A 12,272-nucleotide genomic window follows, 5' to 3' on the forward strand; every position below is an offset into this window, starting at 1 on the left:
GTTCCGCGCTGCCGGATCGTTACCGTTCTTCCCCGTTAGGGGAGCTCCGAGGCGCTGCTGGGGTGTTTCCCAGGTGTTAAAGTCGCGCTAACAAGCGGGCCATCGTCGTCCCGTGCGCTCCCCGCGGCCGGTTCGCCGGCCACCGCACGAAACGACGAAGGAGGTCCCTTTTCCATGATCTTCTCCGCCATCCCCGGCAAGCAGGGTCTGTACGACCCGGACACCGAGCAGGATTCCTGCGGCGTCGCCATGGTCGCCGACGTCCAGGGCCGCCGCACGCACGGCATCGTCACCGACGGTCTCGCCGCGCTCACGAATCTCGACCACCGCGGAGCCGCGGGAGCCGAGCCGACGAGCGGCGACGGCGCCGGGATCCTGTTGCAGCTGCCCGACGAACTGCTGCGCGCCGAGGCGGGATTCCCGTTGCCCGCCAGCGGTGCCTACGCCGCCGGGATCGCGTTCCTTCCCGCCGAGGACGAGCAGCGCCGCAAGGCGATCGGGCTCACCGAACGGATCGCGGCCGAGGAAGGGCTCGCCGTCCTTGGCTGGCGCGAGGTTCCGGTGGACACCGACGGCGCGGAGATCGGCCCCACCGCGCGTTCGGTGATGCCGCACTTCGCGATGCTGTTCGTGTCGTCGCCGCACGGCGAGACCGGCCTGGAACTGGACCGGCTGGCGTTCTGCCTGCGCAAGCGCGTCGAGCACGAGAGCCTCGCTTCCGGCTGCGGCACGTACTTCCCGTCGCTGTCCGCGCGCACGATCGTCTACAAAGGCATGCTCACGCCCGAGCAGCTGCCGCGGTTCTTCCCCGATCTGCGCGATTCCCGGCTCGCCAGCGCGATCGCGCTCGTGCACTCCCGGTTCTCCACCAACACTTTCCCGTCGTGGCCGCTCGCGCACCCTTTCCGGTTCGTGGCGCACAACGGCGAGATCAACACGATCCGCGGCAACCGCAACCGCATGCGCGCCCGCGAGGCACTGCTCGAATCCGACCTGCTTCCCGGTGATCTCTCGCGGCTGTACCCGATCTGCTCGGCCGACGCGTCGGACTCGGCGTCCTTCGACGAGGTGCTGGAGCTGCTCCACCTCGCGGGCCGTTCGCTGCCGCACGCGGTGCTGATGATGATCCCGGAGGCGTGGGAGAACCACACCTCGATGGATCCGGAACGGCGGGCTTTCTACCAGTTCCACGCCAGTTTGATGGAGCCGTGGGACGGCCCGGCGTGCGTCACCTTCACCGACGGCACGCTCGTCGGCGCGGTGCTCGACCGCAACGGACTGCGCCCGGCGCGCTGGTGGCACACCGCCGACGGCCGCGTCGTGCTGGCCAGCGAGGCCGGAGTCCTCGACGTGGCACCGGAAAACGTCGTGGCGAAGGGCCGTTTGCGGCCCGGCCGGATGTTCCTCGTGGACACCGCCGCGGGCCGGATCGTGGACGACGAAGAGGTCAAGTCCGGGCTGGCGCGCAACCAGCAGTACAGCGACTGGCTGCACGCCGGGCTGCTCAAGATCGCCGAGCTGCCCGACCGCGACCACGTGGTGCAGAGCCACGATTCGGTGCTGCGCCGCCAGCTCGCTTTCGGCTACACCGAAGAAGAACTGAAGATCCTGCTCGCGCCGATGGCCGCCAACGGGGCCGAGCCGATCGGGTCGATGGGTTCGGACACCCCGGTCGCCGTGCTGTCCAAGCGGTCCCGGCTGCTCTACGACTATTTCAAGCAGAACTTCGCGCAGGTGACCAACCCGCCGCTGGACGCGATCCGCGAAGAGCTCGTCACGTCGATGAGCCGGATCATGGGGCCGGAGCGCAATCTGCTCGCGCCCGGGCCCGCGTCGTGCCGGCACCTGAACCTGCCCTACCCGGTGATCGACAACGACGAGCTGGCCAAGCTCATCCACATCAACGACGACGGCGACCTGCCCGGTTTCTCCTGCAGTGTCCTTTCCGGACTGTACGAAGTGGACGGCGGGGCGGAAGCGCTGGCAGCGGCGATCGAGCGGGTGCGGCGCGACGCGTCCGAGGCGATCGCGGCGGGCGCGCGCACGCTCGTGCTGTCCGATCGCGATTCCGACCACCGGATGGCGCCGATCCCGTCGCTGCTGCTGGTTTCCGCGGTGCACCACCATTTGGTGCGCACCAAGGAACGGCTGCGCGTCGCGCTGGTCGTGGAGACCGGCGACGCCCGCGAGGTGCACCACATCGCGCTGCTGCTCGGCTACGGCGCGGCAGCGGTGAACCCGTACCTCGCCTTCGAAACCATCGAAGACATGATCAGCCAGGGCGCGATCACCGGCATCGAACCGGTGAAGGCCGTCCGCAGCTATGTGCAGGCGCTCGTCAAGGGCGTCCTGAAGATCATGTCCAAAATGGGCATCTCCACCGTCGGCGCGTACACCGCGGCGCAGGTGTTCGAAGCCCTTGGCCTGAGCCAGGAACTGCTCGACGAGTACTTCACCGGAACGTCGTCGAAGCTCGGCGGCGTCGGGATGGAGGTGCTCGCCGAGGAGGTCGCGGTGCGGCACCGCCGGGCGTACCCGGACAACCCGACCGACCGGGTCCACCGCGGACTCGACACCGGCGGCGAATACGCGTACCGCCGCGAGGGCGAGCTGCACCTGTTCACGCCGGAGACGGTGTTCCTGCTGCAGCACGCGTCGAAGACCGGGCGCGACGAGGTGTACCGCCAGTACACCGAAGAGGTGCACCGGCTTTACCGCGAGGGCGGCACGCTGCGCGGGCTGTTCAAGTTCCGCGACGGCGAGCGCGAGCCGATCCCGCTGGACGAGGTCGAGCCCGCGTCGGCGATCCTGCGCCGGTTCAACACCGGGGCGATGTCGTACGGCTCGATTTCGGCCGAGGCGCACGAAACGCTCGCCATCGCGATGAACCGCATCGGCGGCCGGTCCAACACCGGCGAGGGCGGCGAAGACCCGGAGCGGCTGTACGACCCGCAGCGGCGGAGCGCGATCAAGCAGGTCGCGTCGGGCCGTTTCGGTGTCACCAGCGAGTATCTGGTGAACGCGGACGACATCCAGATCAAGATGGCGCAGGGCGCGAAGCCGGGCGAGGGCGGGCAGCTGCCGCCGAACAAGGTGTACCCGTGGATCGCCCGCACGCGGCATTCGACGCCGGGCGTCGGGCTGATTTCCCCGCCGCCGCACCACGACATTTACTCCATTGAGGACTTGGCGCAGCTGATCCACGACCTCAAGAACGCCAACGAGAAGGCCCGCATCCACGTGAAGCTGGTGTCCTCGCTGGGCGTCGGCACGGTCGCGGCGGGGGTGTCCAAGGCGCACGCGGACGTCGTGCTGATCTCCGGGCACGACGGCGGCACCGGTGCGTCGCCGATGAACTCGCTCAAGCACGCCGGGACGCCGTGGGAGATCGGGCTCGCCGAAACGCAGCAGACGTTGCTGCTCAACGGTTTGCGCGACCGGATCACGGTGCAGGTGGACGGTGCGATGAAGACCGGCCGCGACGTCGTGATCGCGGCGCTGCTCGGCGCCGAGGAGTACGGCTTCGCGACGGCCCCGCTGGTGGTCGCGGGCTGCATCATGATGCGCGTTTGCCACCTCGACACCTGCCCGGTCGGCGTCGCGACGCAGAGCCCCGAGCTGCGCAAGCGCTACACCGGACAGGCCGACCACGTGGTGCGGTACTTCGAGTTCGTCGCCGAAGAAGTGCGGGAAACCCTGGCACAGCTGGGATTCCGCACTCTCGACGAGGCGATCGGGCACGCCGAGATGCTCGACACCGACGAGGCCGTGCAGCACTGGAAGGCCTCCGGGCTCGACCTCAGCCCGGTGTTCGACATGCCCGCGGAGACGCCGTACGGCGGTTCGAAGCGGCGCGTGCGCGAGCAGGACCACGGCCTGTCGCACGCGCTCGACCGCACGCTCATCCAGCTCGCCGAGGCGGCGCTGGAGGACGCGCATCCGGTGCGCCTGGAACTGCCGGTGCGCAACGTGAACCGCACCGTCGGCACGCTGCTGGGCTCGGAGATCACCCGCCGCTACGGCGGCGAGGGCCTGCCGGACGACACGATCCACGTGCTGCTCACCGGTTCGGCCGGGCAGTCGCTCGGCGCGTTCCTTCCGCGCGGCATCACGCTGGACATGGTCGGCGACGCCAACGACTACGTCGGCAAGGGCCTGTCCGGCGGCCGGATCATCGTCCGTCCGCATCCGGACGCGAGCTTCGCCGCCGAACAGCAGACGATCGCGGGCAACACGCTGGCCTACGGCGCTACGTCCGGCGAGCTGTTCCTGCGCGGCCAGGTCGGCGAACGGTTCTGTGTCCGCAACTCCGGCGCGACGGTCGTGGCCGAGGGCGTGGGAGACCACGCGTTCGAGTACATGACCGGCGGCCGCGCGGTGGTGCTCGGCCCGACCGGGCGGAACCTGGCGGCCGGGATGTCCGGCGGCAGCGCGTTCGTGCTCGATCTGGACCGGGCGAAGGTCAACCAGGACATGGTGGATTTGCTTCCGCCCGCCCCGGAGGATCTGGCCTGGCTCAAGCAGATCGTGCAGCGGCACCACGACCTCACCCGCTCGGCCGTGGCCGCGTCGCTCCTGGGCGACTGGACCCGGCGCGCGGCGGCGTTCACCAAGGTGATGCCGCGCGATTACCAGCGGGTCCTCGATGCGGCGAAGGCGGCGCGCGCCGCCGGCCGCGATGTCGACGAAGCGATCATGGAGGCGGCTCGTGGCTGACCCCACCGGTTTTCTGAAGCACCAGCGGCAAGAGCCGAAGAAGAAGTCCTATGAGGACCGTCTCGCCTCGTGGGGCGAGGTCTACGCGGACGTCGCGCCGGACGAGCGCAACGAGCAGGTCCGTACGCAGGCTTCGCGGTGCATGGACTGCGGAATCCCGTTCTGCCATTCCGGCGGTTCGGGTTGTCCGCTCGGCAATCTGATTCCGGAATGGAACGACCTCGTCCGCCGCGGCGACTGGGCGGCGGCGAGCGATCGCTTGCACGCCACCAACAATTTCCCGGAATTCACCGGGAAATTGTGCCCCGCGCCGTGCGAGGCGGGCTGTGTGCTGTCGATTTCGCCGCTGTCCGGCGGACCGGTGGCGATCAAGCGCGTCGAAGAGACGATCGCGGCGCAGTCGTGGGAAGCCGGATACGTGCAGCCGCAGGTGTCCGAGGTGTCCTCGGGCCGCAAGGTGGCCGTCGTCGGCTCCGGTCCCGCTGGGCTCGCCGCGGCGCAGCAGCTGACCCGCGCGGGCCACGAGGTCACCGTGTTCGAACGGGACGACCGGCTCGGCGGCCTGCTGCGGTACGGGATTCCCGAGTTCAAAATGGAGAAGAAGGTCCTCGACCGGCGCCTCGCGCAACTGCGCAAGGAGGGCACGAAGTTCGTCACCGGCTGCGAGGTCGGCGTCGATCTGTCGGTGGAAGACCTGCGCGCGCAGTACGACGCGGTCGTGCTCGCCGTCGGCGCCCTGCGCGGCCGTGACGACCGCACCACGCCGGGCCGTTCGCTCTCCGGGATCCACCTGGCGATGGAACATTTGGTGCCAGCCAACAAGTTCGTCGAAGGCGACGGCCCGTCCCCGGTCGACGCGAACGGCAAGCACGTGGTCATCATCGGCGGCGGCGACACCGGCGCGGACTCCTACGGCACCGCCACCCGGCAGGGCGCGCTGTCGGTCACCCAGCTCGACCAGTACCCGACGCCGCCGCAAACCCGCGACGACGAACGGTCTCCGTGGCCGACCTGGCCCTACATCCTGCGCACCTATCCCGCGCACGAGGAAGCGGGCGAGCGGAAGTTCGCGGTGGCCGTCAAGCAGTTCGTCGACGACGGCGACGGCCACGTGAAAGCCGTGGAACTGCAGGAAGTCCGCGTGCAGAAGGACCCGGAAACCGGCCGCCGCGAGGTCATCCCGGTGAACGACGAGGTCGAAACCCTGCCCGCGGACCTGGTCCTGCTGGCGATCGGCTTCGAAGGCGTGGAGGAAATGCCGCTCCTGGAAGGCCTGGACCTGACCCTGACCCGCCGCGGCACCCTGTCGTGCGGTTCGGACTGGCAAACGGAAACCCCCGGAGTCTTCGTCTGCGGCGACGCCCACCGCGGCGCTTCGCTGGTCGTGTGGGCCATCGCGGAAGGCCGCTCGGTCGCGGCCGCGGTGGACACCTTCCTGACGGGCGCTTCGGACCTGCCCGCCCCCGTGCACCCGACCGCATTGCCGCTCGCGGTGGTGTGATCGGTTCAAGCTCGGGCCCCGGCGCAACGGCGCGCCGGGGCCCGTTTCTTTAAACTGGGCGAGGTGCGGATCGGCGAACTAGCCCGAAAGACCGGAGTCAGCGCCCGCTCGCTGCGGTACTACGAGCAGCAGGGCCTGGTACAGAGCACGCGGTCCGCGGGCGGACAGCGGCAGTACCTGGCGACCGAGGTCGAACGAGTCGAGCTGATCCGCCGGTTGTTCGACGCGGGCTTGAACAGCAAGGTGATCGCCCGGCTGCTGCCCTGCGTGCACAGCGACGACGCGGACGTCATCGAAGACGCTTTCACCACGATGGTCGGCGAACGCGACCGCCTGACCGCCGACATCGCCCGGCTCGCCGATGCCCGCGACGCCCTGGACGTGCTGATCGAGGCGAACACCCGATACCGGCAGGGTGCGGGCAGTTCGTGCTAGAGGCTGATGACTAGCTTGCCCGAGGCGTGCCGGGATTCGACGAGGGCCAACGCCTCCTGTGCTCGCGCGAGCGGATAAATCCCGGTGATGTGCGGATCGAGCCGCCCCTCGGCCATCAGTTCGGCCGCTCGCTCGAGACTCGCCCGATCGAGGCGACGATGGACAAACGCGCCGCCGAGTTCGGTCACCGACGGATCCCCGACCGCGATGAGCTTCTCCGCCAACGGCGCGACGTTGCGCAGGGATTCGCCGCCGACGGTGTCGACCACGGCGTCGAAGCTGCCTAGGTGGTCCGCGACGTTGCCCGCGGTGTAGTCGATGAAACTCGCCCCGTACTTCGTCGCGAGATCCCGCTTGGCCGCGCTGCCCGTGCCCGTCACGACGAGCCCCCGGTTCCGTGCCAGCTGAGCCAACGCGATGCCGACGCCACCACCGATCCCGTTCACCAGCAGGGACGCGCCCGCGGGAAGGTCGAGCTGGTCGAGCACGTCGAGCGCGGTGGTGCCAGCGACGGGGATGGTCGCCGCCCAGGTCCACGGCAAGGTATCCGGAATCCGGGCGGTCGATTCGCCGAGCAGCAGCGTCGTTTCCGCGTACGTGCCCGCCCCGGTCAACGCGAACCCAGTGACCCGGTCGCCGATCTTGAGCCCGCTCACGTCTTTCCCCGCTGCGAGCACAGTTCCCGCTGCTTCCATCCCGAGGACCTGGGGGAACGGCAGGTGCCCGTTCAAGTCGGGAACGTGCCCGGACCGCAGCAGATGATCGAGCGGATTCACCCCCGCCGCCGCGACACGGACGAGAACCTCGGCCGGGCCGGGCGTCGGATCCGGCCGGTCGAAGAACTCCTGGACGTCGGCAGCGCCGAATGCCCGGTATCCCAAGGCGGTGCTCATCGCGTGTCCCTTCCGCAGCAGGTCGATTCGGGAGCGACGCTATTCGTTGACATCGGTGTCAACTTCCAGTCGAAGTGACCGGGCCAACACGGTTCGTGGGAAGCTGAGCCGTCGGAGGGGGACTCCAGGTGGACGAACGGATCACGAACCAGATCCTGGGGCCGGTCACGGGAAACGTCGTGCAGGTGGGCCACGCCGATTCGGTCAGCTGCGCGGCTCCGCCCGTCCGGTCGCGGTACCTGGAATGGGTGCGGCAGATCGCGCCGCGCGAACTCGTCGGCCGTTCCGGGGAATTGGCCGGGCTGGCGCGCTTCTGCACCGCCCCGGACGGACCGGGCTACGTCTGGTTCCGCGCCGAGCCCTGGACCGGCAAATCGGCCCTGATGTCGACCTTCGTGCTGGATCCGCCCGCCGGGGTGCGGATCGTCTCGTTCTTCGTCACCGCCCGCTCGGCCGGAGACGACACGAGGGAGGCGTTCGTCGACGCAGTGCAGGAGCAGCTGGCCGAAATCCTCGGCGCGGCAAAGGATCCGCAAGCGCGGAATCTCCCCGCGGTGTTCGCCGACGCGGCCGCGCACTGCCGCACTCGCGGCGAACGACTGGTCCTCGTGGTCGACGGCCTGGACGAGGACCGCAGCGCGGGCGGGCACAGCATCGCGGCTTTGCTGCCGTACCCCTCGGACGGTCTGCGGGTGATCGCCGCGAGCCGGCTCAACCCCGACGTGCCCGCGGACGTCCGGCCGGACCACCCGCTGCGCGCGCGGGAAATCGAACAGCTGCTTGCCCCGTCCCCGGCGGCCCGCTTCGCTCGCGGCGACATGGAACACGAACTGGACGCCCTCCTCGCCGGGGAACCGGTTTTGCTCGGCCTGCTCGTGACCGCCCGCGGCGGACTCACCGCTGCGGATCTGGCCGAATTGACGCAGCGGCGGCCCCGCGATGTCGAACGGATCCTCAACAGCGTGGCGAGCCGGTCGTTCTCGCGCCGCCCGCCGCACTGGCGCTCCGGCGACGCACCCGAGATCTACTTGCTGGGCCACGAAAACCTCCAGCGCGCGGCCGAAGACGCACTGGGCCCGGAGGTGCTCGCCCAGCATCGGTCCACTTTGGACAAATGGGCTCACGGCACCCGCGAAGCGGGCTGGCCCGCGGACACCCCGCAATTCCTGCTGCGCGGCTATTTCCGGCTCGTGCGGGAGTCCGGGGATGTCGCCGCGCTGGCCGATCTGGCCGTCGACCCCGCGCGGCACGCCCGGCTGCTGGACGTGTCCGGGAACGACCTGGCGGCTTTGGCCGAACTGGATTCCGCCCTGCTGGCGGCGCTGGAAGCACCGGAACCGGACCTCGTGCGGATCATCACGCTGGAGACGTACCGGGACAACTTCCGCGACCGCAACAACCAGATCCCCGAGCGGCTCCCCGGGCTCTGGGCCGAACTCGGCGACGTCGACCACGCGATCGCGCTGGCGCAATCCATCCTCGATCCGTCGCGGCAGCGCGCCGCCCTGCTCGGCGTGGCCGGCGCCTTCGCTCGCGCCGAGCGGGCGGACCTGGCCCGGCGGCTGGCGGAAGATCAATCTGATCCGGATTTGCGAGACGATCTCCGCGCGGAGATCGCACTAACCCTGATCGAAGACGGACGCCGCCGCGAAGCGATCCTCGACGGGCTCGCCGAGGACGGGCGCAAACAGGTCGAGGCGCACCTCGCGGTCGCCCGCCCCGACCCGGATTTCGCCAGGGCGCTCCGGCGTACCGACGAGGCAACGGCGCTCGCCCGGCTAGGACGGTTGGTCGTGGCCGTGCACCCGGAAATGGCCGAGCGCTTCCTCCAAGCGGCGAGTACGCACCGGGAATTCGACGCCTTGGCGCACGACATCGCTCTCGCGCTTCGCCGACGCGGCCAGGACGCCCGGGCCAACGCGCTGGTGGAGCGGTACCGCCTGGCGGATTTCAAGCTGCCGGCCGGAGGACTGGGCCGCGAGGCCAGCGACGACTGGCAATTGCGGCAATTTGTCGATGTCCTGGCGATGGTCGGGCAGTTGTCCGGCATCCCCGATTCGCTCGTGGCGATCCCGGATTTCTCCGTTTGGCCACCCGCCATGTCGCAGTACATCGCGGTACTCGCCGAGAGCGGCGACACATCTCTCGCGAGTGCTCTGGCGACTCGCATCCGGGCGAAGTCGCCGTATCCCGGTTCGGGCCGCGAGATCTTGGATTTCCTCGTCCTGATCACCGAAGCCGCGCTGCGGGCGGGGCACCGGGGCCCGGCCCGTGAACTCGCCGTCAAGACCGAGGGGCTGGCCCGCCGTCCCGTTCTCGACCGGCGCGTCGCGGAAGCGGTCGTGGCACTGGCCGGAGCGACTGTCGCGTCCCGGGACGTCCGGCGCGCCGAGATCCTGGCCCCGCTGCTGCCTCCCGGCTGGCAAGGCTTCCCCGAGATGAACAGGTTCGTGCGGTTCCTCGCGGCCGAGGGGGACCGCGCGATCGCGGAGAAGGTGATCGCCGGGCTCCGCGATCTGCCCGGGACGGCCAAGCCGTTGCTGCTGCTGGCCCGCAGGTCGCGGCAAGCAGGCGACACCGCGGCGCTCGCCCGGCTGGCCGCGCACGTGCGCGGCCGGATGGATTCGCTCGACGACGCCGGGGGTCTTGGCTGGACCTGGTGCGTGACGATGATGTGCGCGGTCGGCTCGAGCCAGGAGATCGCCGAACTGCTCGCCCGCCGGGTGGAGATCCGGTCGAAGTCGATCGAGGACGGGGTCGCCGAACTGGCCGCGCGGGGCGAGGACGGGCTGGCCCTCGAACTGTGCTCGCGCATCTCCGAGTCCGTCCGCCGTGAAGCCATGGCCCGCTTGGTCGCGGGACTGGCCGAAGCGGGCTACGCGGACCGGGCCGAGACCATCGTGAGCCGCATCCAGGACGAAGACTCGCGCCGCGACCTGCTGAAGGCGTTCGTGCGAGGGCTCGGCCCCCGGGAGCTGGAGCGCGCGCTGACCGCGGCCGCCCGGATCGAGCCGCCGCGAGACCGAGCGGAAGCGCTCGCTGAGCTGGCCGCGCACGCGGGCCCGGACGAACGTCGCCGAATCCTCGCCGAAGCAGCGGCCCTCGACCACTGGTCCGTCATCGTCCCAGCCCTCGATACGGACGAACTCGCCGGTCTCCTGGACGTAGCCGACCGATTCGGCGCCCTCTACCGCCAAGACGCCCCGGACGCGTGACCCTCGACGCCCACCGCCCCGGGCAAACGCGGGAGACCCTATCCTGAGACTCGTGAACTGGACAGTCGACGTTCCCGTAGACACTCTCCCCGAGCTGCCTCCCCTGCCTCCCGAGCTGCGGGACCGCCTCGACACCGCCTTGTCGCTGCCTGCCGCGCAGCAGCCGGAGTGGCCGGACGTCGCGCTGGCCAAGCGGGTGCGGGGCGTGCTGGAGAGCGTGCCGCCGATCACCGTGCCCGCCGAGATCGACCGGTTGAAGAGCCGGCTCGCCATGGTGGCTCGCGGGGAGGCCTTCCTGCTGCAGGGCGGCGACTGCGCGGAGACCTTCGAGTCCAACACCGAACCGCACATCCGGGCGAATCTGCGCACGCTGCTGCAGATGGCCGTCGTGCTGACCTACGGGGCCAGCCTGCCGGTGGTGAAGGTCGGACGGATCGCGGGCCAGTACGCGAAGCCGCGTTCGTCCGGCACCGACGCGCTCGGGCTGCCCGTCTACCGCGGCGACATCATCAACTCGCTCGTCGCCAAGCCGGAGCTGCGGGTGCCGGACCCGGGCCGGATGATCCGCGCCTACGCGAACGCCGGCGCGGCGATGAACCTCGTCCGCGCGCTCACCGGGGCCGGCATGGCCGACCTGCACCAGGTGCACGACTGGAACAAGGACTTCGTGTCCTCCTCTCCGGCGGGGGAGCGGTACGAGGCGCTCGCCGCCGAGATCGACCGCGGCCTGCGGTTCATGAACGCGTGCGGCGTCACCGACACCTCGCTGCAGTACACCGAGATCTTCGCCAGCCACGAGGCGCTCCTGCTCGACTACGAGCGCGCGATGCTGCGGCTGGACCAGGCCGACGCGGCGAACCCGAAGCTGTACAACCTGTCCTCGCACTTCCTGTGGATCGGCGAGCGCACCCGGCAGCTCGACGGCGCGCACATCGCGTTCGCCGAGCTGCTGTCGAACCCGATCGGGCTCAAGATCGGCCCGACGACCACGCCCGAGCAGGCGCTCGAGTACGTCGAGCGGCTCGACCCGCGCAACGAGCCGGGCCGGCTCACGCTCATCTCCCGGATGGGCAACGGCAAGGTCCGCGAGGTGCTGCCGGCGATCGTGGAGAAGGTCGAATCGTCCGGGCACAAGGTCATCTGGCAGTGCGACCCGATGCACGGGAACACGCACGAGTCGTCCACCGGCTACAAGACCCGGCACTTCGACCGCATCGTCGACGAGGTCCAGGGCTTCTTCGAGGTGCACCGCAAGCTCGGCACCTACCCCGGCGGCATCCACGTCGAGCTGACCGGGGAGGACGTCACCGAATGCCTCGGCGGGGCACAGGAAATCTCCGACGTCGATCTCTCCGGCCGTTACGAGACCGCGTGCGACCCCCGGCTCAACACCCAGCAGTCGCTGGAGCTGGCCTTCCTGGTCGCGGAGATGCTGCGCGGCTGACGACAGCCCGAGCGATACCGAGGTCCGTGAAGGGCCCCCCTGAGGGAATCAGGTTCCCTCAGGGGGCC

At 69.9% G+C, this 12,272-nt stretch carries 6 protein-coding genes; 5 read left to right on the top strand and 1 reads right to left on the bottom strand.

What is annotated here, in order from left to right; genetic code table 11:
* The first annotated feature begins 174 nt into the window (after positions 1–174).
* The 3 genes from gltB (at position 175) to ACZ7SW_RS32230 (ending at position 6,652) form a co-directional block, all read left to right on the top strand.
* Entirely contained in the window at positions 175–4,716 is a 4,542-nt protein-coding gene (gene gltB / locus ACZ7SW_RS32220) for a glutamate synthase large subunit (protein ID WP_470234132.1), read from the top strand.
* Complete coding sequence (locus tag ACZ7SW_RS32225; protein ID WP_470234133.1) at positions 4,709–6,217, top strand: glutamate synthase subunit beta; 1,509 nt, start codon at positions 4,709–4,711, stop codon at positions 6,215–6,217. The genes gltB and ACZ7SW_RS32225 overlap by 8 nt, the downstream gene beginning before the upstream one ends.
* A 63-nt stretch (positions 6,218–6,280) precedes the next feature.
* Positions 6,281–6,652 (top strand): MerR family transcriptional regulator, encoded by a 372-nt coding sequence (locus tag ACZ7SW_RS32230; protein WP_470234134.1) that lies wholly within the window; start codon positions 6,281–6,283, stop codon positions 6,650–6,652.
* On the opposite strand, the gene ACZ7SW_RS32235 is transcribed toward ACZ7SW_RS32230, so the two are convergent.
* A complete protein-coding gene (locus ACZ7SW_RS32235) occupies positions 6,649–7,545 on the bottom strand; it encodes an NADP-dependent oxidoreductase (protein ID WP_470234135.1) in 897 nt (298 codons plus the stop codon). The two genes, ACZ7SW_RS32230 and ACZ7SW_RS32235, sit on opposite strands and share 4 nt — an antisense overlap.
* Positions 7,546–7,673: 128 nt before the next feature.
* Between ACZ7SW_RS32235 and ACZ7SW_RS32240 the strand changes: the two genes are divergently transcribed.
* Both ACZ7SW_RS32240 and ACZ7SW_RS32245 read left to right on the top strand, forming a co-directional pair.
* Positions 7,674–10,760 carry a hypothetical protein gene (locus ACZ7SW_RS32240; RefSeq protein ID WP_470234136.1) on the top strand — a complete coding sequence of 1,029 codons (3,087 nt, stop codon included), beginning with the start codon at positions 7,674–7,676 and terminating at the stop codon, positions 10,758–10,760.
* Positions 10,761–10,812: 52 nt separating this feature from the next.
* On the top strand, positions 10,813–12,204 hold the full coding sequence (locus ACZ7SW_RS32245; protein ID WP_470234137.1) for a class II 3-deoxy-7-phosphoheptulonate synthase: 1,392 nt from the start codon (positions 10,813–10,815) through the stop codon (positions 12,202–12,204).
* Positions 12,205–12,272 lie beyond the last annotated feature (68 nt).

It is taken from the genome of Amycolatopsis sp. NPDC114484 (assembly GCF_055633755.1).

Excerpts from the sequence above, each read along its gene's own strand:
- gltB (WP_470234132.1), top strand. The coding sequence starts at position 175 with ATGATCTTCTCCGCCATCCCCGGCAAGCAGGGTCTGTACGACCCGGAC.
- ACZ7SW_RS32235 (WP_470234135.1), bottom strand. The coding sequence starts at position 7,545 with ATGAGCACCGCCTTGGGATACCGGGCATTCGGCGCTGCCGACGTCCAG.